At 64.9% G+C, this 19460-nt stretch carries 23 protein-coding genes; 6 read left to right on the top strand and 17 right to left on the bottom strand.

Annotated features, from left to right (window positions below; translation table 11 throughout):
* Window positions 1-9 precede the first annotated feature (9 nt).
* Window positions 10-1584, bottom strand: a complete 1575-nt coding sequence (locus tag ACK4TE_RS09045) for a sensor histidine kinase (protein ID WP_409911176.1) — start codon at window positions 1582-1584, stop codon at window positions 10-12.
* 151 nt (window positions 1585-1735) lie between these two features.
* Here ACK4TE_RS09045 and ACK4TE_RS09040 point away from each other — a divergent pair, with 151 nt between their 5' ends.
* Both ACK4TE_RS09040 and ACK4TE_RS09035 read left to right on the top strand, forming a co-directional pair.
* On the top strand, window positions 1736-2740 hold the full coding sequence (locus tag ACK4TE_RS09040) for a hypothetical protein (RefSeq protein WP_409911175.1): 1005 nt from the start codon (window positions 1736-1738) through the stop codon (window positions 2738-2740).
* Window positions 2741-2850: 110 nt separating this feature from the next.
* Window positions 2851-3282 carry a SufE family protein gene (locus ACK4TE_RS09035; protein WP_409911174.1) on the top strand — a complete coding sequence of 144 codons (432 nt, stop codon included), beginning with the start codon at window positions 2851-2853 and terminating at the stop codon, window positions 3280-3282.
* On the opposite strand, the gene ACK4TE_RS09030 is transcribed toward ACK4TE_RS09035, so the two are convergent.
* The 16 genes from ACK4TE_RS09030 to ACK4TE_RS08955 all read right to left on the bottom strand — a co-directional run bounded on the left by ACK4TE_RS09030 (window position 3258) and on the right by ACK4TE_RS08955 (window position 15161).
* On the bottom strand, window positions 3258-3515 hold the full coding sequence (locus tag ACK4TE_RS09030) for a hypothetical protein (protein ID WP_409911173.1): 258 nt from the start codon (window positions 3513-3515) through the stop codon (window positions 3258-3260). The genes ACK4TE_RS09035 and ACK4TE_RS09030 overlap by 25 nt on opposite strands.
* On the bottom strand, window positions 3512-3862 hold the full coding sequence (locus ACK4TE_RS09025) for a helix-turn-helix domain-containing protein (RefSeq protein ID WP_409911172.1): 351 nt from the start codon (window positions 3860-3862) through the stop codon (window positions 3512-3514). The genes ACK4TE_RS09030 and ACK4TE_RS09025 overlap by 4 nt, the downstream gene beginning before the upstream one ends.
* Before the next feature lie 297 nt (window positions 3863-4159).
* Window positions 4160-4630, bottom strand: coding sequence for a PAS domain-containing protein (locus tag ACK4TE_RS09020; protein WP_409911171.1), 471 nt, complete (start codon window positions 4628-4630; stop codon window positions 4160-4162).
* A gap of 142 nt (window positions 4631-4772) precedes the next feature.
* A complete protein-coding gene (locus ACK4TE_RS09015; protein WP_409911170.1) occupies window positions 4773-5195 on the bottom strand; it encodes a MucR family transcriptional regulator in 423 nt (140 codons plus the stop codon).
* A 137-nt stretch (window positions 5196-5332) separates the two neighbouring features.
* A complete protein-coding gene (locus tag ACK4TE_RS09010; RefSeq protein WP_409911169.1) occupies window positions 5333-7108 on the bottom strand; it encodes a Na(+)/H(+) antiporter subunit D in 1776 nt (591 codons plus the stop codon).
* The gene (locus ACK4TE_RS09005; RefSeq protein ID WP_409911168.1) at window positions 7108-7545 is read right to left on the bottom strand and encodes a hypothetical protein; all 438 of its coding nucleotides are present in this window, start codon (window positions 7543-7545) and stop codon (window positions 7108-7110) included. The genes ACK4TE_RS09010 and ACK4TE_RS09005 overlap by 1 nt, the downstream gene beginning before the upstream one ends.
* Window positions 7542-9047 carry a monovalent cation/H+ antiporter subunit D family protein gene (locus tag ACK4TE_RS09000; protein WP_409911167.1) on the bottom strand — a complete coding sequence of 502 codons (1506 nt, stop codon included), beginning with the start codon at window positions 9045-9047 and terminating at the stop codon, window positions 7542-7544. Before ACK4TE_RS09000 ends, ACK4TE_RS09005 begins: the two co-directional genes overlap by 4 nt.
* Window positions 9044-10579 (bottom strand): monovalent cation/H+ antiporter subunit D family protein, encoded by a 1536-nt coding sequence (locus ACK4TE_RS08995; RefSeq protein WP_409911166.1) that lies wholly within the window; start codon window positions 10577-10579, stop codon window positions 9044-9046. The genes ACK4TE_RS09000 and ACK4TE_RS08995 overlap by 4 nt, the downstream gene beginning before the upstream one ends.
* Window positions 10576-11073, bottom strand: a complete 498-nt coding sequence (locus ACK4TE_RS08990; RefSeq protein ID WP_409911165.1) for a cation:proton antiporter subunit C — start codon at window positions 11071-11073, stop codon at window positions 10576-10578. Before ACK4TE_RS08990 ends, ACK4TE_RS08995 begins: the two co-directional genes overlap by 4 nt.
* 2 nt (window positions 11074-11075) lie before the next feature.
* On the bottom strand, window positions 11076-11528 hold the full coding sequence (locus ACK4TE_RS08985) for a Na(+)/H(+) antiporter subunit B (RefSeq protein ID WP_409911164.1): 453 nt from the start codon (window positions 11526-11528) through the stop codon (window positions 11076-11078).
* Complete coding sequence (locus tag ACK4TE_RS08980; protein WP_409911163.1) at window positions 11525-12145, bottom strand: DUF4040 domain-containing protein; 621 nt, start codon at window positions 12143-12145, stop codon at window positions 11525-11527. The genes ACK4TE_RS08985 and ACK4TE_RS08980 overlap by 4 nt, the downstream gene beginning before the upstream one ends.
* Window positions 12145-12528 (bottom strand): monovalent cation/H(+) antiporter subunit G, encoded by a 384-nt coding sequence (gene mnhG, locus ACK4TE_RS08975; RefSeq protein WP_409911162.1) that lies wholly within the window; start codon window positions 12526-12528, stop codon window positions 12145-12147. The genes ACK4TE_RS08980 and mnhG overlap by 1 nt, the downstream gene beginning before the upstream one ends.
* Window positions 12521-12829 carry a monovalent cation/H+ antiporter complex subunit F gene (locus ACK4TE_RS08970; protein WP_409911161.1) on the bottom strand — a complete coding sequence of 103 codons (309 nt, stop codon included), beginning with the start codon at window positions 12827-12829 and terminating at the stop codon, window positions 12521-12523. The genes mnhG and ACK4TE_RS08970 overlap by 8 nt, the downstream gene beginning before the upstream one ends.
* Window positions 12826-13314 (bottom strand): Na+/H+ antiporter subunit E, encoded by a 489-nt coding sequence (locus ACK4TE_RS08965; protein ID WP_409911160.1) that lies wholly within the window; start codon window positions 13312-13314, stop codon window positions 12826-12828. Before ACK4TE_RS08965 ends, ACK4TE_RS08970 begins: the two co-directional genes overlap by 4 nt.
* 93 nt (window positions 13315-13407) lie before the next feature.
* Window positions 13408-14610, bottom strand: coding sequence for a DUF2336 domain-containing protein (locus ACK4TE_RS08960; protein WP_409911159.1), 1203 nt, complete (start codon window positions 14608-14610; stop codon window positions 13408-13410).
* 89 nt (window positions 14611-14699) lie between these two features.
* Window positions 14700-15161: a hypothetical protein gene (locus ACK4TE_RS08955; protein WP_409911158.1), complete on the bottom strand. Its 462-nt coding sequence runs from the start codon at window positions 15159-15161 to the stop codon at window positions 14700-14702.
* 166 nt (window positions 15162-15327) lie between these two features.
* Between ACK4TE_RS08955 and ACK4TE_RS08950 the strand changes: the two genes are divergently transcribed.
* The 4 genes from ACK4TE_RS08950 to ACK4TE_RS08935 are packed head-to-tail and all read left to right on the top strand — an operon-like array spanning window position 15328 to window position 19429.
* Window positions 15328-16791: an MFS transporter gene (locus ACK4TE_RS08950; protein WP_409911157.1), complete on the top strand. Its 1464-nt coding sequence runs from the start codon at window positions 15328-15330 to the stop codon at window positions 16789-16791.
* A gap of 33 nt (window positions 16792-16824) precedes the next feature.
* Window positions 16825-17880, top strand: coding sequence for an alanine racemase (alr, locus tag ACK4TE_RS08945; RefSeq protein ID WP_409911156.1), 1056 nt, complete (start codon window positions 16825-16827; stop codon window positions 17878-17880).
* 8 nt (window positions 17881-17888) lie between these two features.
* Entirely contained in the window at window positions 17889-18671 is a 783-nt protein-coding gene (locus tag ACK4TE_RS08940) for an MlaE family ABC transporter permease (RefSeq protein WP_409911155.1), read from the top strand.
* The gene (locus tag ACK4TE_RS08935; protein ID WP_409911154.1) at window positions 18668-19429 is read left to right on the top strand and encodes an ABC transporter ATP-binding protein; all 762 of its coding nucleotides are present in this window, start codon (window positions 18668-18670) and stop codon (window positions 19427-19429) included. Before ACK4TE_RS08940 ends, ACK4TE_RS08935 begins: the two co-directional genes overlap by 4 nt.
* The last annotated feature ends 31 nt before the right edge of the window (window positions 19430-19460 follow it).

Genomic DNA, 19460 nt, shown 5'->3' with positions numbered 1-19460 from the left:
GCGGCACGCCTACTCGGCCGCGTCTTCCAGCGGGGCGATGTCGGCCTCGGAGGCACGCGGCAATGTCACCTCCACTCGGGTGCCCTTGCCGGGCTTCGACTCGATCTTCAGCGCGCCGCCGTGGAGTTCGGCGAAGCGGCGCACGACGGATAGGCCAAGACCGGTGCCTGGCTTGGCACCGGTGCCCTGTGCGAAAGGTTCGGTGAGCTTGGCAAGGTCTGCGGCAGCGATACCGGCGCCGCGGTCGGTGACCGCCAGCAGGGCGGCGCCGCCTTCAATGCATGTCTCGAGGATGACGGTTTTTCCGCTCCCGGAATACTTGATCGCGTTGGAGACGAGATTCTGCCAGATCTGTCGCACAGCGCGCGCGTCGGCATCGGCCCAGACCTCGCCTTCCGTCATGAGCTTCAGGGTGACGCCGATACGGGTGGCCTGCCCGTCGAGCTGGCGGATGACGGATTCGGCAGAGGCGCTGAGGTCGATCGGTTCGGGGTCAAGGCGCGGCTGGCCGGCTTCGGCGCGGGCGAGATCGAGAATGTCATCGACAAGGAGGAGAAGGTCGGTGCCGCTCTCGTGGATGATGGCCGGATAGTCCGCATACGGTTCAGGCATCGGCCCCATCAGTTCGGCCTGCATCACTTCGGCATAGCCGAGAATGGCGTTCAGCGGGGTTTTCAGGTCGTGTCCCAGCGAGGCGAAGAAAGCCGTCCGCGAACGGAGCTTTTCCTCAAGCTCGGTGATTGCGGCCTCGGGCGGGCCCGTTACTTCATCCGGCACATCGACGAGCAGCACATGCCAGCCGCGCGTATGGCGCTCTGCCAGCAGGCGCACGCGCTGGCCGGAGGCGAGTTCCGCGCTGATCAGGCGGCGCCCGGCGCGGCCCGGCACCAGGACCGGGCCTTCGCCCTTGGCGAACAGGCTCTGGAACGCTGCGCCGGGACGCAGGGTGACGAGGCCGAAACTGTCGCCCTGCACGCGGCGCAGGCGGCCTTCGCTGCTGACATCGGCCCAGCAGATGCCGGTAAGGGCGATGGGCGGGAGCGCGGTCTCCGGCTTCGCCGCTTCGGCGGGGGCCTGCACGGCGCTGCTGCGGCGGGACACGAGGTGCCAGACCATCAGCGCAGCCAGCACCAGGCCGGAAAAGGCAAAGGGCGCCGCCAGTTCCCGCGCGCCGGGCGGCGGCGGCGGAATCCAGCCCGGCAGGGTGGCGAGGAACACACAGAACAGGGCTGCCGCAGCAAAGATGCCCGCCTCGGCCGCCATTCTTGGGGCGCCGGCCAGCAGGGCTGCCAGTGGCGCGGCGAGAAGCAGGACGATCAGCGGCGAGCCTCCGCCCCCGGTCAGTATGATGGCGGCAAGCCCGGTCATCGTCCAGGCGATCACCGGCAGGCCCCGGCGCAGCGAGTCTCCGGCATCCGCGAAGGCAAAGCCGGCCGCGCCCGGAATCAGCGTCATCACGGCAGCCACCAGCACGGAAACCGCCGGGGCGCCAGCAATCCCGCCGGAAACAGCAGCTGTCAGCCCCAGCGCCACCCAGGCGAGGTGAACAAATTGTAACTGCTTTAGCGGCGGTTCCGGAGCCAAGTCTTAACACCCCATAGAGAATTGTTAGGCAATGCTGCCGCAGTCAGGTGTCCTGCCTGCTGTATTTGTAATGCGCAAATCGCACAAGGCATGGTTCCCCATGCCGGGAAGTTGGGGCATCACTATCGCGCGTGGCGTGAGGGAGTTCGAAATGAAAGCTTCTGGGGTGGTCGCAGCACTTGTGTGCAGCATCGGGTTTGCGTCGGCAGCATCGGCACAGAAGGCCGATCCCTTGTCTGAAAAAGCAGCGGTTTATGTGAGCTACGTCTCCGAGGCTTCGGCTCTCGATGGCCGCTCGTTCAAGAGCGCCGGGGAGCTGAACGAGGTGCTCTCCTCCATCGGCAGCTACAAGGGCGACCAGATCGGCACCGGTTGGGTGGCGTATTCGTCGCTGGTGGCGGCGAAACAGCCGGAATTCCGCAAGTCCGTGCGCGAAATGACCGCCAATTACGGCGCTGATGTCACGTCCGCCAACATCAAGGACCGCAAGTGGAACGCCTCCAAGCTGGATGGCGGCGATGCGGCCCTGAAGGCGGTGCTGCAGGCCACCGAGGCCGATTTTGCAGCGTTGCAGAACTCTTCCGACCATATGCGCGAACAATACTATGTGCTGGAGAAGCACAGCTGGGGCAAATCGGTCATTGCCAAGAATGACAAGAACCAGCGCATCAGCAAGATCACCGGCGTGCGCGCCGGCGGGCGCTCGATCGACCCGAATCTCGTGACGCAGGTTTCGCAGAGCCGCGGCCTGTTGTCGGACACCAATGCCGAAGTCATCACGGCGGCGGCTTCCGGCCTGAACGAGGCGGCCTCGGCGATCAAGCTGCCGGCGATGTTCCAGCCGGCGCCGAAACCTTCGGTGCAGAACGCCAATTTCTCGACCGTGTTCAACGAAATCCCTCGCGCCATCACCGGCACCGCCTCGCTCGACATCATCGCGCATGAGGCCGGTGGCACGATGCCTTCGACGGCGCTGATCGAGGCCGAACTGGCGCGTCCGACCAGCAACCTGTCGATCATCAACAACAAGCTGGTGGGCGATGTGCTGAACCTCGACGCCTGCGTCGCGGCGACCCGCGCCGAAGCCGATCTCAGCCCCTGCGTTGCCGCCACCACGCGCGACATCAAGGAAACGCTGAGCCAGACCATCCGGTAGGCCGTCCAGAAACCGTCCACACACCTTCTAGACTCTCTCCACCTTTTACCCCGGCCGTCTCTGGACTGCCGGGGTTTTCTTTTGGTTTTGCACACGCGATATGGATGCAGATGAGCATCACCGAGACCGCTGCCGAGATCCGCGAAGAGTTTGCCTGGCTGGAGGACTGGGAGGCGCGCTATGCGCACCTGATCGACCTCGGCAAGGCGAACCCGCCGCTGGCGCCGCATGAGCGCACGGAAGAGACGCGCGTGCGCGGCTGTGCCTCGCAGGTATGGATGGTGACCGAGCTGGCGGAGGGCGGCCTGATCGTGCGGGCGGAGTCCGATGCGATGATCGTTTCCGGCCTGATCGCGCTGCTGACCCGGCTGTATTCCGGCGCTGCCCCGGCAGAAATCCTCGGCTTCGACGCCAGGGCCTTCCTCGACGAGATCGGCGTCAGCGGCGCGCTGACGGCGCAGCGCTCCAACGGGCTCGCCTCGATGCTGGCGCGTATCCGCAGCGACGCCGATCAGGCTCAGCGGGACATGCCCGCCAGGTAGCGGATCGCATCGGTATCGTCGCGCCGGACGGCGCCTTCGGCCTCCAGCTGGGCCATCATGGCAAGCTGCACCCTGCCGATACGCATGCGCCGGCAGTCGCGGCCGCGGAACACATACAGCGTGCCGCGCAGCTCCTGCACCATGCCGCCGCGCGAGAGGATGCGGACGACTTCCTCCCCGCCGATCGGGCGCGGGCGGGCGGCGGTGTATTTCTGACGGATGCGCCGGATCATGCCACAGCCTCCGACGGGACCACCTGCGCCACCGAGCGCAGGCCGACACAGAGCTGTTCGATCCAGGTGTCGAAATCGACATCCTCGCGGTAATCCTCGACGATGCGGCAGGCGCGCGCGATGGTCGACCGGTCGCGCCCGAAGGCCGAGGAGACACGCGACAGGCTCATGCCGAGGCCGGCATAGGCGAGATACATGGCGATGTGCCGGGCGCGGCTGTGCGCCGGTCCGCCCCGATCTGCCGCCAGGATCTTCTGCGCCTTCAGGCCAAGCGCATACCCGACCAGCGCCGCGGCCAGATAGGCCGTGTCGCGGTCGTTGCGCGGGTTGAACTCTTCCTCTTCCATGCATCACTCCTGCTGCGTTGTGACCCGCAGTATAACCGGCTTTCCGGAGTGTAGGATAAGTTTCCTACGCTCGCAATGCAGAGGTGAATGGATTCAACAGGATGGAAGGCGCGGGAGGCGCGCGGGGTGTTGCATAAGGGGGTGTAGCCCCTCTCCTGCGGGAGAGGGGGTTGGGGGTGAGGAGGGCTGACCTCTCGACTGGATGTTTCCGGGGTGATGTCACGCCCCCTCATCCCCAACCCCTTCTCGCAAGGGAGAAGGGGCTTTTCAGGGTGGGCTTTGAGGGCGCGCTTCAGCTCACGCTGCGTGGCGGGATTCGCCGGGGAGGGATTGCTGGCGGTGGGCGAGGAATTCGTCGTGGCAGAGGACCTGGGTGAGGTGGCCGTATTCGTCCGTGAGAGGAAGGCGCAGCCAGGCGTGGAGGCGCCCGCCCTGCTCCATGATGCCGCCGACGGGTTCGCCGCGCTCCAGCGCCGCGGTGAGGCCGAGGGCGTAGCATTCGCCATGCGTGCCGGCGATCTCGGCGACGCGGCGGCCGCGCACGCACATGCCGAACAGGTCGCGCAGGCGGGAGCCGGCAATGCGGAAACGGCCCTCGCCGGCCGCGTCCATCTCGACGATGGAGAGGCAGGCCAGCGTGGACAGGATGGTGCCCGGATCAATCGCCTCGCGGGCGACACGGCCATCGGCATCGCGCACCTGGTGCCAATGGGTGATCAGGAGGCGCTGTGCTTCGGTAATACCGGCATATTTCGACTGGTTCGACATGAACTCGCCACCCCCGTGGTGATTCGCAAGAATCACCTATTGCGCGAGTGGACTCGCCGATCAAGAGTCTTTGAAGCTTTTTGTTAATATAGATTGATGGTTTATTTTGTTTCGGACCCGGAACGTTCGGCCAGTTCTTGCGCTATTCTTTGCCTGTACCCCGCCCGAGACCCATCTTCTTGGCGAGTTTTGAGCGTTTCTCGGAATAACCGGGCGCGACCATCGGATAATCTGCCGGAAGCCCCCATTTGGCGCGGTAATCCTCCGGCGACAGGCCGTATTTGGAGCGCAGATGGCGCTTCAGGGATTTGAATTTCTGCCCGTCTTCCAGGCAGATGATGTAATCCTTGAACACGGACCGTTTCACCGGAACGGCGGGTTTCTGCGGCTCGGGATCGGGTTCCCCCGGACGGGAGAGCTGTTCGAGCGCGGCATGAACACTGCGGATCAGCGCCGGTAACTCGTTTGTCTGCAAGGTGTTGTTCCGGACATAGGCAGATACGATGCCGGTTGCGTACGCTACATTCAGCGCCCCGTAGGACGCCACTTCGCCATCAGCTGACATGACACTCGGCCCTCTCATCTCAGGGCCGCCGCGCGGAGGCAGCCCGTTGCCGGGCCGCAAACTTGCGGCGCACCCCCTGCCAGAAGTGATCCGGGCGAAATGGGGCCGAATTTGGGCTCCCTGCAGTTGCTACAGGTTCAGCTTGTCAGATACGAAATCAGCAGCACCAGAGCGAGAATCACCGAGGTCCAGATGGTCATGCCGCCGCTGAGGCCGTTGCGGGCGAGGACGCCGCGCGGGCTGAAGGTGGCGACCATCCGGTCATAGGCGCGTTCGGACAGGCGCCGGAACGCGCTGGTCATCGCAGGGCCGAGCTTGGCCCAGACGGTGTCGAGCCAGCGCACCGTGCCGTAGCCGGCCTTGCGGTAGATCCAGTCGGTATCGAGGATGGTGCCCGGTTTTTCCGGCGGGTAGAGGCTGAGCCGCTTCAGCAGGATGAAGGCGAAGGTGGCGAGCACCAGGAGCTGCATCTGGGTCAGGATATGGTCCAACGTGAAGGGCTGATAGGCGGCTGCTTCGACCGGATAGGGCAAGAGGCTGTAGAGCCAGGAATAGCCCATGCCCGGGATGATGGCCGGCAGGCCGACCGCGATGCAGAGGAAGGCGGCAAGGCCCATCGCCAGCAGCATGTTAAAGGGCGCTTCCTTCACGCGCTTGCCACTGTCATGGCCGAAGAAGGCGAAGTACGGGATCTTGATGCCCGAGTGTTCGAGTACGCCGGCCGAAGCGAAGAGCAGCATCAGCCAGACCACGACCATGGCCGGATCGGCGGCGCCTTCATAGGCGACCGCGCTCATGGTGAGCGACTTGGCGATGAAGCCCGAGAAGAACGGGAAGGCCGAGATCGACAGGCCGCCGATGATGCAGAATAGCGCGGTCCACGGCATTGACCGGTAGAGGCCGCCGAGTTCGGAGGCCTTGGTGGTGCCGGTGCGGTAGAGCACGGCGCCCATGCTCATGAACAGGAGGGCCTTGTAGATGATGTGGCTGAAGGCATGGGCAGTGGCGCCGTTGAGCGCGAGCGCATTGCCGACGCCGGCCGTGCCGACGCCGATGGCGCAGATCATGAAGCCGACCTGGTTGTTCAGCGAATAGGCGAGCACGCGGCGCAGGTCGTTCTCGATGACGGCGAAGAAGACCGGGAAGCAGGTCATCACCGCGCCGATCCAGATCAGCTCGTTGAAGCCGGGGAAGAAGCGCGCGAAGGCGTAGACGGCGAGCTTGGTGGTGAAGGCGGACAGGACGACGGCGCCGACGACCGAAGCCTTCGGATAGGAATCCTGCAGCCAGTTGTGCAGGAAGGGAAAGGCCGCCTTGATGCCGAAGGCGATGAAAATGATCAGCGCGCCGGGGTCGTTGAGGCTGGTGAAGGCCTGCAGCGAGAGGCTGCCGGTATAGTGCCAGACATAGGCGATGCCATCGAGCAGGAGGACGCCGGACAGGATCTGGATGCCGAGATAGCGCATCGAGGCGAAGTAGGCCGCGCGCGTGCCGGCCTTGAGGATCAGGAAGACCGAGGAAATCGCCGTGATTTCCCAGAAGATGAACAGCGTCATCAGGTCGCCGGCGAAGGTGGCGGAGACGGCCGCGCCGGCATAGGCGAGCGCCATGCCATCCTGCAGCCGGTCGTCCGTATGCAGAGCGTAGATGGCGTTCAGCAGCGAGGCGATCAGGAAGGCGAGGCCGAACAGGAAGTTCAGGCTGTCGACGCGGTAGAAGGAAAGGTCGAGACCGAGGGCGTTGTAGGTGAGGTGGTCAACGCCGTGCTCGGCCGTGGCGAGCAGGAGAATGCCGAGGATCGGCGCAAGGATGGTGATGCCCTGACGCAGGACACGCATCTGCGTGAACATCGCGGCGAGACCTGCGAGGATCAGCAGCCAGCCGGGATTGAGGTCAGCCAGAAACGCAGGCATCAGGCGCCCCCTTCGGATTTGGTGCCAGCGCCGCCCTGACCTTCGGCGATATCCGGGTCAATGTCCGCAGGCGGACCGCCGGCATCGCCGTAATAGTTCTCGTCGCGGCGCAGCAGCTTGCCCAGCGGCCAGCCCATCAGCACGACGAAGGAGAAGGCGAGGAAGCCCCAGATGCCATAAAAGCCGACGGAGTTGGCGAAGGCGACCTTCTCGTGGCGCACGATCAGCAGGTCTGCGGCGACGAGCGCGAGCGAGAGCCCGGCCATGACCCAGAACAGGATCGCGCCGATATTCTTCGCTTCGGTCCAGCCGAAGAGGACCTTCGCCATCGGGTGCACGCCCTCTTCAGTGGTGCGGCTCATGGCGTTCACCTTTTCGGCGGCCTGGCGGACAAAGCGGCCGGACGTATCACGACCCGGAGGCGTCTGGTCGGTCATGGGATGTTTACCTCGGGATCAATGTCCACGGTCGCGAAGGCCGGGGCGAGGAAGTCGCCGATCGGGTCGATCGTGAAGAACAGGACAAAGCAGAGCGCTGCCGTGAACAGGGGCGCGGCGACGGTGAGCCAGGGGGCGCCGCCGGGGCGTTTGAATTCCTTCGGCGGTTTCGAGCCGGGCGGCGGCATCAGCGCCAGGATCGGGATTGGCAACAGGTAGGCGATGTTGAGCAGCGAGGAGATGATCAGGATCGCCGGTACCCAGTCCGTGCCGCGGTCGATGGCGCCCTGCATCAGTTCGTATTTCGGCCAGTCACCGGCGAGCGGCGGGATACCGATGATCGACAGCGAGGCGATGAAGAAGGCGATGAAGACGAGCGGCATCTTCCGCCCGAGGCCCTTCATGTCGGAGATGTTGGTGAGGCCGGTGGCAACATAGATGGCACCGGCGCACATGAAGAGCGTGATCTTGCCAACGGCGTGCGCCGCGATCTGCAGCGAGCCGCCCATGACCCCTGCCCTGTCCGCCAGCATGGCGCCGAGCGTGACATAGGCGAGCTGCGCGACAGTCGAGTAAGCGAGGCGTGCCTTGAGATTGTCCTTCGTCAGCGCGATCAGCGAGGCGACGACGATGGTGATACACGCGACATCCATGATGAACTCGCGCGAGGGCGTGGCCTGCAGGAGTTCGTCGCCGAAGATGTAGAGCGAGATCTTCATCACGGCGAAGACGCCCGCCTTCACGACCGCCACGGCGTGCAGCAGCGCGGAGACCGGCGTTGGCGCGACCATCGCGTTCGGAAGCCAGAAATGGAACGGCATGAGCGCCGCCTTGCCGACACCGAACACGAACAAGAGGAGCAGCGCGCTGGCCACGACCGGCGACATCTCGACATTCGCGAGCAGACCGCCATCGACAAAGTCGAGGCTCTGGCCGGCCAGCACCCAGGTCCACATGATGGCGGTGAGCAGGAAGCCGATGGAGGTGCCGAGCAGCGTCAGCAGGTAGATGCGCGCGCCGCGCTGGGCAGCCGCGTCGCCCTTGTGCGCGACCAGCGGATAGGTGGAGAGCGTCAGCACTTCGTAGAAGATGAAGAGCGTGAACAGGTTACCCGCCATCGCCACACCCATCGCGCCGCACAGGGCGATGGCGAAGCAGATGTAGAAGCGCGTCTGGTTGCGCTCGCGGTTCCCGCGCATGTAGCCAATGGAGTAGAACGAGTTCACGATCCACAGGCCCGAGGCGACGAATGCGAACAGGGCGCCGAGCGGTTCAAGCTTGAACGCGAAGGCGAGGCCCGGAACGGCTTCGCCGATATACAGCTCCGGGCGCTCGCCGGCGGAGACGAGCATCGTCAGCTGGATCACAACGAAGAACAGCGCGCCGGCGCCGACCAGCGTGATGCCTTCGCGCACATTCGGGAATTTGCCGGCAGCGGCAATCCCCGCCGCGATCACCAGCGGAAGGCAGAGCGCGAGCCCGATCAGGACGTCCGGACTCATTGGAACGCCTCCTGTCCGAGGGCCGCGACGGCGCCGTCATTGGCGAGGCCAATCGGGAAGGTTGCGTCGATGCCGAAATAGATGTTGGCGAGGGCGAGAATCCAGAGCGGGATCAGCAGCAGCAGCGGCGCCTCCTTGCGATGCTTGCGCGGGTTGACCGGGGCCTGGAAGAACACGGCCTGCAGGATGCGGCCGACATAGAAGACCGCGAGGAAGCTGGAGAACACGACGAGCAGCACCGCCCACCACCATCCGTGGTCGAACAAGGCGTAGCCGAGCTGCAGCTTGGACATGAAGCCTGCTGTCAGCGGCACGCCGATCAGCGACAGGCCGGCGATGGCGAAGGCCGCCATCGTGAACGGCGCCGACCGGCCGAGGCCGGCGAAGTCGCGGATGGTGGTGCCCTTGTAGGTGAGGCAGATGCCGGCGACGGCCATGAACAGCGCACCCTTCATCAGGGCGTGGTTGAAGAGGTGCAGGAGGCCTGCCGAAACGCCGGCCGCCGTGCCGATGGACACGCCGAGCAGCATGTAGCCGACCTGTGCGACCGAGGAGTAAGCCAGCATGCGGCGGATGTCGGTCTGGAACACCGCCTGGAAGGAGCAGATGACCATCGCGGCAATGCCGAGCGGGGCGAGGATCCAGTAGAACAGCGCCTGTTCGAAGGCGTAGTCCGGCTGGAAGATCGTGAACAGCCAGCGGATCAGCGCATAGATCGCAACTTTCGTGGCGGTCGCCGCGAGGAACATGGTGACGAAGCTGGGGCTGTAAGCATAGGCGTTCGGCAGCCACTGGTGCAACGGCCACATCGCCGCCTTCAGGCCGAGGCCGACGATGATGAAGGCAAAGCCGACCTGCACCGAGCGGTTGCCGGTGAGGCCCGGCAGCTGGGCCGCAAGGTCTGCCATGTTGAGCGTGCCGGTGGCGGCATAGAGGAAGCCGACGCCGATGATGTAGAAGCTGGCGCCGAGCGTGCCCATGATAAGGTAGTCGAAGGCGGCCGGCAGGGCGCGGCGATCGCGCCCGGCGCCCATGGCGACAAGCACATAGGTCGACAGCGAGGAAATCTCGAGGAAGACGAAGAGGTTGAAGGCGTCCCCGGTCGCCGTCACACCGCACAGGCCGCAAAGGCAGAGCAGGAAGGCGCTGAGGAAAAGCGAGATCTTCTCCTTGCGGATATCCGCAACGAGAGTCGGCCAGGCAAAGATGGTGCCGAGGAAGCCCATGCCGGTGACGATCAACAGGACCATGGCATTGAGCGCATCAACGCGGAACTCGATGCCGATGGGCGGCGGCCAGTTGCCGACCGCATAGCTGATGACGCCGGAGGGCAGCGACTGCACGATGCCGAGCGTCAGCAGCGCGAAGTAGAGCGAGGCCGCCGTGGTGGCCAGCGTCAGGAACCAGCCGAGACGCGCGTTGGGGGTGAGCGCCAGGATCGGCGCCATCACCAGCGGGACCACCGGGACAAGCACGGCAGCATGGCGAAGCGCCCAGTCGGGCGCCGAGGCGAGGAGGGTTTCCAGGATCATGCCGTTGCCTCTTTGAGGTCCTTCCCGGCTTCGGCTTCCTGAGCGATGGCCGTTTCGATGTCCATCGCGCGCACGTCGTCAGCCTCGATGGTGCCGTAGGCTTCGCGGATGCGGACGATGAGCGCGAGGCCGACCGACAGGGTGGCCACGCCGACGACGATGGCCGTGAGCATCAGGACGTGCGGGAGCGGGTTTGAATAGGTGTGAACGAGATCGGCAAAGCGCTCGCCGCCGGCGGCGGTAAGCTGCGCGCCGGTTTCGGCAGCGGCATGATCGGCCGAATGATAGGGCATATCTTCCTTCAGGAGGACAGGCGCGGTGCCGCCGGAGACTTTCGAGAGCGTGACGTAGAACAGGCAGATCGTCGTCTGGAACAGCGACAAGCCGACGAGACGCTTGATCAGGTTCTCCGCCGAGAAGGCGATGAACAGGCTGATCATCATCAGGCCGATGATCGCCCAGTATCCGGCGCGGTCGAGAATGAACTCCCACATGGCTACCAGTCCTCGTCGCGGATTTCGGCCACGCGCCCGGCGAGCGCGTAGAAAATGGTGATCATCGACCCGGCCACGGCGAAGAGAACGCCCAGCTCGATCAGGATGATGCCGGCATGCTGGCCGTCATGACCACCGGGCGGTTCGCCGAACAGCGCCTGGTATTCGAGGTACTTGCCGCCGGTCATCAGCGCCCAGACGCCGACACCGGCATAGAGCGCAACGCCGACCGCGGCGAGCGAGCGGGAGAACCAGGGCGGCACGGCGCGCATGGTGGGCGCGAGGCCGAAGACCAGGGCATAAAGGATAAGGCCGACGGCGAGGACGACGCCCGCCTGGAACGCGCCGCCGGGGCCGACTTCGCCGTGGAACTGGACATAGAAGCCGTAGATGGTGATCAGCGGCAGCATGCACTTCGCGATGACGCGCAGGATCATGTGATGATCACCCTTCATGGCGCCTCTCCCCCGTTGCGGGGTTTGGGCGGCTTCGGTGCGTTCTTCAGGGTCTCGGCCAGCGAGCGTTCGCCGAAGCCGAGCAGCAGCGCGACCGCAAGGCCGGCAGTGAACACTACGGCGGTTTCGCCGAGCGTATCAAAACCCCGGTAGCTGGCGAGCACGGAGGTGACGACGTTGGGTACGCCCATGTCGTACCAGTTGATCTGAAGGTAGGTGAGGCCGACCCCGGCATTGGCGGGCGATTGCGGATCGCCCAGCGCCGGCAGGTCGATTGTTCCGTACACGAGCATCAGCCCGGTGAGGAAGCAGACGAGGAAAGGGCCGATCCGCGTCAGCGGCTTTTCCGGCTTGGCGGTGCGCGCGGTCAGCAGCATGGCGCCGAGGAGCACCGCAGTCGACATGCCCGCCCCGACGGCGGCTTCGGTGAAGCCGACATCCACCGCATCAAGCAGGATGTACCATGCAGCGGATACGAGCGAGTAGACGCCCGAGAGCATGACGATGGCAAACAGGCTGCGCAGGCGCGCGATGGCGAGGGCGACCACGAACAGGATGCCGAGGAACAGGATGTTGATGAGGGCGGTGCCCGATTCCCCAAGGATGGCGTAGGACATCAGTGACCCTCCCCCAGCTCGTCCGCATGCGGATCATCACGTCCGACCGGGCCGATCTTCGGCTGCATGCCGGCGGTGTGCGCTGCGTTGGCGAGCGAGTGGGCGGCGGTGGCGCCGGTGAGCAGCATCAGGCCGAAGATGCACCCGACCTTGACCAGCACCAGCCAGTGCGGCGCCATCAGCGCCATGCCGAGCAGCACGAGGCCGGCGCCGCCGGTGTCGGTGACGGAGGCAGCATGCAAGCGGGTGTAGATATCCGGGAAGCGCAGCACGCCGATGGCGCTGACGATGCACAGGAGGCCGCCGATCAGGCAGGCGAGGCCGCCGAGCGGCATGCGCACAAGGTCCCAGGTGGTCTGGAGCTGGGCTAAGAGTTCAGCCATTGCTGCCATCTCCCTTCGGAGCGGTTTCGGCCTTGCGCACCAGCGGAACCTGGAAGGAGCGGTAGCGGAAGAATTTCAGGATCGCGATGGTCGAGACGAAATTGATCAGCGTGTAGAGCATCGCGATGTCGAGGAAATCCGGGCGGCCCATGACAAAGCCGAGCAGGCCGAGGACCAGCACGGTCATCGAGCCGAAAGCGTTCACGGAAAGAACGCGGTCATACAGGGTCGGACCCATCAGGGCACGGATCAGAATCAGGATCATCGCCACGAGGATGGCGATCAGGCCGGCGGCTGTCATTTGCGCACCTCCACCGGATCAGCGGCGCGCGCGCTGCGGCGGTCCATCTCCTCGAAACCTTCCGGCGCGGTGCCAGCTTCATACAGGCCATGCACCAGCAGCTTGTCGCCGTCGATCTCCACGGTGACCGTGCCCGGTGTCATGGTGATCGAATTGGCGAAGGTGACCTTGGCGAGATCGGTCTTGCAGGTTGTCCTGATCTTCACGAGCGCCGGCGAGATGTCGAGATCGGCGCGCAGGCACGCCTTGATGACGACCCAGTTCGACTTGATCACTTCCCAGCCGAGCCAGGGATAGTAAGCCAGCCATCCGAACAGGCGCACATAGGGCGCGCCTTCGCGGTCGATGATCTTCAGGCGCGCAGACAGGAACAGCGTAAGCGCGATCGATGCCGCAGCGAAGGCGAGCATCAACGGTTTGTAGTGGCCTGAATTGCTCACCCAGAAGGCGGCAATCGCCAATAACAGTGCTATAAAGTACGCCACAGCGCCCCTCTGGATGGCCCGTTCGTCATTCAGTGAACGCCTCACCTAAAGCCCCCCGCCCGCCTTGGGAAGCCCGTTTCGGCTGGGTGCGGCCTAATTTCCGAACACCAGCCGGGCGGTTCTTTGTGAGGTCGAGTACTCGGCTTCTTCATTTGCCGGTGCACCGAGTTCACCGGCCTGACGCAGCGCCCCCGGCGAGTAGGCTGACGACAGCGACCAGTTCCAGTAACGCAGTGTCGTCTGCGCCTTGGCGACCGAAAGGACCTCGTAGGTCTCTGCAACATTTGCATAGACCGGGTCCGGTTCGCCCGCCTCAGACTCAAGCGGGCGGCGCAGCGCCGTCCAGAGGAGCGGGATATAGTCGCGTTTCAGTCCGGTGGATTTGCAGAGCACTGCAAGCCCCTCCCCGCCCTTGTCGGACAGGATCTTCGCAACCGTGACCGGCTTGATGCCCGCGAGATAGCCGATCTCCTGCGCAATTTCGGCGTCGATACCGCGCACAGCTGCGGCCTCGACGGCGCCCTCGAGGCTGTCAAACGGGCTCTTCTCGATGGCAGAGCGATTCCGCTGGCGGCGCTCGATCAGCTGCAGCGCCTTGCGGGTGACCGGATCGCTCCAGTTCTCGGCGGCCGCCATTTCGAACACGTCGCGGCAGATGGCGATCATCTCGCCGCGGTCCGAAGCGTGGCGGGTCAGGATCTTGCGGCGTGTGGCGCTGTCGGACCACCAGAACATCGCCATCGCGTGCGAAGGCTTCAGTTCGATCCGCTCCGAAAGGGGCGTACAGATGGCCGGCTCTTCGCGCGAATGGGCGACCAGCCGGTCCACGGTCTGTTCGGACAGAGGCGCATTTCGGTTGCCGAGCAGTTCGCGCAGGACCGTCAGGTCGCCATACTGCGCCAGTGCGCCGGTGACGGTGACGCAGAGATTGCGGCGGCGGGCGATGACGGCGCGGTGTTCGTTGGTGGTGTTCTGGACGATTTCCACAAGGTCGGACGCATCGAACGCATCGCTCTCCTCAAGCAGCGGACGCGCGACATGGAAGGCGCACTGGGCGAGATAGCGCAGCACCCGACGCGGAGCATCCCGGCAGACCGCAAGGCGCGAAGCGCACAGGATGCGTTCCCGGTCGGTGACATGCATCAGCATGTCGAGCAGGATGTCGCCGGCCATGTGGCGGTCCTGCGGGGGAATGCGTGAGCCCGGCATGGCGACAACATCAATCAGCCGCCGCACGAGCGCGTCCTGCGCCGCGCTGTGGGGTTTACCGGATCCTGACGGGGTCAAATCGCTCATACCAGAAGACCTGCCTTACCGCAGGAGTCTGGCACTCAATCCTTAACGAGGCGTAGAAACCGCCTTAACTTCTGACCGCAGAAAAAACCTCAGGTTGTAAACCCATACCTGCGGCGCGCACTCGGGTGGACAACCAGCAGGAGCAGGCTGACTGCGAGGAAAATCACATAGATGAGGAAATGTGCGCCCCCATCGGTGCCGCCTTCCGGAAGGGCAATTTCCCGGCCGAGCCAGGGCGACAGGTGCAGCGCAACTGCGGCCCCGGTCAGCACCACGGAAAGCCCGGCCGCAACGCGGCGGCTTAAGGGCAGGATCAGCAGGATGGCTGTCAGCACTTCAAGGATACCTGTGACAAAACGGCCGGCAGGTTCGAACAGGGTGATGCCGGAACGCTCGGCCAGGGTGGCGAAAGGCAGGTTCTCGCCGGGCAGGTCGAAGAACTTCACATAGCCCGGTGTCGGATCGGCCAGCGGGTGAAACGTGACATGGATGAAAAAGGCCGCCAGCGCGAGCGCCAGCACCCAGCTTGCCAACAGGCGAAATCCACTCATCCCGGAGCCTCCTCGACCCCTTCCCCGGCCGGAAGCGTAATCTCAGGCCCAGTCCAACGCAACCTGCACACCCAGCAGGCAAACCCAGCCGCAGCGGGCCTCGCCCCTTTCCATCGGCAATCCGCCTCCTTAGAACACCGCAGACCGGGTGGTGGAGTTTGTGTGGATGAACGGCGACGTCGAAAAGATCGTCGACGAGATGGCCGAACGGGCCAGCGAAAGTGTGACCTCGCCCGTCAGCGGTGTCAGCGAGGCCCTCGGGGCCGGCGCCAGCCTGCTGGTTTCGGCGACGCACCTGCGTGCGCTGCGCCTGCGGCAACTCGTGAAGATCGAACTACCAGGATACCTCGCGGTGCAGTGCAGCTGGTTCATGGCGTTCGGCCTGCAGCTGGTGCTGTTTCCCTACCTGATCACCGGGCGCGAGCACCTGCACATGGACGGGTTGGCGCTGGGCCTTGCCAACATGGCGCTGTCGCTGCCCTCGGTGATCTTCCTGCTGATCGGCGGTGTGGTGGCGGAGCGGGCAGATGGCAAGCGCCTGCTGATCCTTCTCCACCTGCTGGCGGCAGCGCCGGCGCTGATGCTGGCGCTGTTCGTATCGCGCGGCGAGCTCAGCTATCCGGCGATGATCATGTATGCCGTCGCCATCGGCACGATCGGCGCCTTCATGATGCCGGCGCGCGATTCCATCGTGAACGAAGTCGTGGAGCGGCGCATGCGGGTCGGCTCCGGCGTGACACTGCAGCTGGGCGTGACGCTGGCGACGATGGCGCAGTTCCTGGCGCAGATCGTCGGGCTGATCCTCGCAGGCTATGCCGACAAGGCGACGAAGATGCCGGTCTGGCTGGGCGGGTTCAGCGTCGGGCCGATGTCACCGCAGCTGTTGCTGACGATCCAGGGGCTGGCACTGGCGAGCGGGGCAGGATTCGCGCTGCTGATGGCGAAGGGCCGCCAGATCCGCACCGGGCGGACGGGTTTTGGCGCGGCGTTCGGCGACATCATGGACGGGGTGCGGGCGGTGCGCGCGGACGCGAAGCTGTGGGCGATGACGCTGCTGATGTTCGGGGTCGGCGTGTTCGTGATCGGGGCGTTCCTCGTGGTGCTGCCCATCGTCAACCGCGATGTCTATCATTTCGGCTCAAGCGGCATCCGGGACATGTTCGTGACCTTCTGGATGGGCGCGTTTGTCTCGTCCGCGGTGCTGGCGGTATTCAAGCGGATCAAGCGGCAGGGGCGGCTGCTGCTGACGGCGCAATTCCTTGCCTCGGCCTCGATCCTGCTGATGATCGGGAACATTCCGCACTGGATGTTCCTCGCCATCGTGTTCACTTGGGGCCTGGCGGCGGGCATATCGATTGCAATGAGCCGGTCGATCGTGCAGGACTCGGCGCCGAAGGAAAAGCTGGCGCGCGTGCTGTCGATTTACCAGCTGGGCTTCATGGCGGGCGCCCCTTTCGGCGCGGCGCTGATGGGAGCCCTCGTCGACCTGTTCGGGCCGCAGAAGATTGCCATCGTACCGGCGGGCGGCATGATCGCCCTGATCGTGTGGATGGTGTTCTTCACGCCGGTCTGGAACATGAAAGGCTCAGCCTGGCTGGCGCATGAAGCAAAGCGCACACCGCCCCGATGACAATCCCCGAAATCTCGCTTAGCGCTTGATCCCATGAGCTTCCTTCCCCGCGCGACGGTGTTGACCTCCAACATCGCGGATAACTGGCGAACCCTTGACGCGCTGCACCCCGGCGCGACGACAGCGGCTGTAGTGAAGGCAGACGCTTATGGCCTTGGCGCGGCCAAGGTGGGCCGGGCGCTGCGGATTGCCGGATGCAGTACATTCTTCGTCGCTTACCTTGAAGAGGGTATCACGCTGCGCAAGGCAGTGGGCAAGGGTGCGCGCATCTTCGTGCTGAACGGGCCGATGCGCGGCGAAGTGGCCGCCTACCGCGATGCTGAGCTGACGGCGGTTCTGTCCAACGAGTTGCACCTGCGCCTGTGGGCGACGGCGCCTAAGGGCAGCTGCGCGCTGCATTTCGACACCGGCATGAACCGGCTGGGCCTCGCGCCGGAGCTGGCGGATACCGAGAGCACGGCGCTACGGCGGCTGCAGCCGGTGCTGGTGATGAGCCACCTCGCCTGCGCGGACGAGCCGAAGAATCCCATGAACCTGGAGCAGCGCCGGAAGTTCGAGGAGATCGCCGACGTGTTCCCCGACACGCCTGCGAGCCTGGCGAACTCGGCAGGCTGCTATCTTGGCAAGGGATACAGCTTTGACCTGACCCGGCCCGGCATTGCCCTTTATGGCGGAACGGTTCCGCCGGCGAATGTGGAGATCAAACCGGGCGTGGTGCTGGAGGCGACGGTCGTCAGCGTGTTCATGGGGCGCAAGGGCACCAGCGTAGGGTATGGCGCGACGCATGTGCTGGACGAGGACCGGCTGCTGGCAACCTGCGCCATCGGCTATGCCGACGGCCTGCCGCGGGCGGGCTCCGGCAAGCTGAAGGGCTGGATCGACGGGGTCGCCTGCCCGTCTGTCGGGCGTATCTCGATGGACCTGATCACGCTGGACCTGAGCGGAGGGCCGAAGGGAATAAAACCGGGCGCGCGCGTTGAATTCCTGGGCGAGCACGCCAAACTGGAAGCGCAGGCAGCCGCATGCGGCACGTTCGGATATGAGCTGCTGACCGGGCTTGGCCCGCGTGTGCAACGCAACTATCGCTGAGGCCGACGATGGCGAACCCCTTGCAGCTTGTCGGCCGCGTGACGCTGGGCCTGTTCGCCGAGATTGGCCGGCTGAGCATTTTTGCGGGCCATGTGAAGGCGGCGGCATTTACGCCGCGCTGGTATGGCGGCGAGATCCTGCGCCAGATGGTGCGGATCGGCTTTTACTCCCTGCCCGTGGTCGGCCTGTCGGCCGTGTTCATCGGCGCGGCGCTGGCGCTGAACATCTATGAGGGCGGCAGCCGATACGGCGCGGAACAATTCGTGCCGAACATCGTGGTGCTGGGCATTTCGCGCGAGCTGGGCGCGGTGATCACCGGCCTGATGCTGGCGGGGCGCGTCTCCGCAGGCATTGCGGCGGAGATCGGCGCGATGCGCGTGACCGAGCAGATCGACGCGCTGGAAACACTCTCCGCCTCGCGCTTCCGGTATCTCTATGCGCCGCGTTTCATTGCGGCGCTGGTGACACTGCCGATGCTGGTGGCGGTTGCCAACGTGATCGGCGTGATGGGCGGATGGCTGGTGAGCGTCTACGGGCTGGGCTTTGACTCGACGGTCTACCTTCGCAACACGCTCGACTTCGTGACGCGCAACGACATTGCCGTCGGCCTGATCAAGGCGGTGGTGTTTGGCGGCGTGATTGCGCTGATGGGCTGCTATCAGGGCGATCGCAGCCAGGCGGGCGCGACCGGCGTCGGCCGCGCGGCGACGCTGTCGATGGTGGGTGCGGCGGTGCTGGTGCTGGCGACGAACTATGTGATGTCCAGCATTTTCGTGGAGATTGGCCTGTGAGCGCGCTCCTGAAACTCGAAGGTGTGGAGAAGGCGTTTGGCACCAAGCAGGTGCTGCGCGGCGTAGACCTCGATGTGGCGCCGGGGCAGAGCCTCGTGGTGATCGGCGGCTCGGGCTCGGGCAAGTCGGTGATGCTGAAGAATGCGCTTGGCCTGATGACGCCGGACAAGGGCCGCATCTTCTTTGACGGCGAGGATGTGACCAAGGCGCAAGGCAAGGCGCGCGAGAAGATGCGCGCGCGCATCGGCATGCTGTTCCAGTCCGGCGCGCTGTTCGACTCGCTGACCGTGTGGGAGAATGTGGCCTTCCGGCTGATCAATTCCGGCGACATGAAACGCAAGGACGCGAAGGAACGCGCGATCGAAACCCTGAAGAAGGTTCGTCTGGGTGCGGACGTTGCGGGGCTTTATCCGGCGGAGATTTCGGGCGGGATGCAGAAGCGCGTGTCGCTGGCGCGGTCGATCATCTCGGAGCCGGACCTGATCTTCTTCGACGAGCCGACGACGGGGCTGGACCCGATCACGGCGGATGCGATCAATGATCTCATTCTGGAAATGGTGCGCGGCCTCGGCGCGGCGGCCGTGTCGATCACGCACGACATGGCAAGCGCGCGCAAGATCGCCGACGAGATCGCCATGCTGTTCGAAGGACGGATCATCTGGCGCGGCAAGGCCGCGGACGTGGACACCAGTGGCAACGCCTATGTCGATCAGTTCGTGAGCGGACGAGCGGACGGGCCGATCCAGCCGGCGATTTAGGGTTCTCTGGTAAAACATCCTGTCGCTAACC

Source organism: Hyphomonas sp. (assembly GCF_046313975.1).
In the GTDB taxonomy this organism is placed as follows: domain Bacteria; phylum Pseudomonadota; class Alphaproteobacteria; order Caulobacterales; family Hyphomonadaceae; genus Hyphomonas.
The sequence above is the reverse complement of the archived record's forward strand: the minus strand, read 5'-3'. Positions and strand labels throughout refer to the sequence as shown.

Coding starts and splice junctions, on each gene's coding strand:
- ACK4TE_RS09040 (WP_409911175.1), top strand. CDS start 1,736: ATGAAAGCTTCTGGGGTGGTCGCAGCACTTGTGTGCAGCATCGGGTTT.
- ACK4TE_RS09035 (WP_409911174.1), top strand. CDS start 2,851: ATGAGCATCACCGAGACCGCTGCCGAGATCCGCGAAGAGTTTGCCTGG.
- ACK4TE_RS09030 (WP_409911173.1), bottom strand. CDS start 3,515: ATGATCCGGCGCATCCGTCAGAAATACACCGCCGCCCGCCCGCGCCCG.
- ACK4TE_RS09025 (WP_409911172.1), bottom strand. CDS start 3,862: ATGGAAGAGGAAGAGTTCAACCCGCGCAACGACCGCGACACGGCCTAT.
- ACK4TE_RS09020 (WP_409911171.1), bottom strand. CDS start 4,630: ATGTCGAACCAGTCGAAATATGCCGGTATTACCGAAGCACAGCGCCTC.
- ACK4TE_RS09015 (WP_409911170.1), bottom strand. CDS start 5,195: ATGTCAGCTGATGGCGAAGTGGCGTCCTACGGGGCGCTGAATGTAGCG.
- ACK4TE_RS09010 (WP_409911169.1), bottom strand. CDS start 7,108: ATGCCTGCGTTTCTGGCTGACCTCAATCCCGGCTGGCTGCTGATCCTC.
- ACK4TE_RS09005 (WP_409911168.1), bottom strand. CDS start 7,545: ATGACCGACCAGACGCCTCCGGGTCGTGATACGTCCGGCCGCTTTGTC.
- ACK4TE_RS09000 (WP_409911167.1), bottom strand. CDS start 9,047: ATGAGTCCGGACGTCCTGATCGGGCTCGCGCTCTGCCTTCCGCTGGTG.
- ACK4TE_RS08995 (WP_409911166.1), bottom strand. CDS start 10,579: ATGATCCTGGAAACCCTCCTCGCCTCGGCGCCCGACTGGGCGCTTCGC.
- ACK4TE_RS08990 (WP_409911165.1), bottom strand. CDS start 11,073: ATGTGGGAGTTCATTCTCGACCGCGCCGGATACTGGGCGATCATCGGC.
- ACK4TE_RS08985 (WP_409911164.1), bottom strand. CDS start 11,528: ATGAAGGGTGATCATCACATGATCCTGCGCGTCATCGCGAAGTGCATG.
- ACK4TE_RS08980 (WP_409911163.1), bottom strand. CDS start 12,145: ATGTCCTACGCCATCCTTGGGGAATCGGGCACCGCCCTCATCAACATC.
- mnhG (WP_409911162.1), bottom strand. CDS start 12,528: ATGGCTGAACTCTTAGCCCAGCTCCAGACCACCTGGGACCTTGTGCGC.
- ACK4TE_RS08970 (WP_409911161.1), bottom strand. CDS start 12,829: ATGACAGCCGCCGGCCTGATCGCCATCCTCGTGGCGATGATCCTGATT.
- ACK4TE_RS08960 (WP_409911159.1), bottom strand. CDS start 14,610: ATGAGCGATTTGACCCCGTCAGGATCCGGTAAACCCCACAGCGCGGCG.
- ACK4TE_RS08955 (WP_409911158.1), bottom strand. CDS start 15,161: ATGAGTGGATTTCGCCTGTTGGCAAGCTGGGTGCTGGCGCTCGCGCTG.
- ACK4TE_RS08950 (WP_409911157.1), top strand. CDS start 15,328: ATGAACGGCGACGTCGAAAAGATCGTCGACGAGATGGCCGAACGGGCC.
- alr (WP_409911156.1), top strand. CDS start 16,825: ATGAGCTTCCTTCCCCGCGCGACGGTGTTGACCTCCAACATCGCGGAT.
- ACK4TE_RS08940 (WP_409911155.1), top strand. CDS start 17,889: ATGGCGAACCCCTTGCAGCTTGTCGGCCGCGTGACGCTGGGCCTGTTC.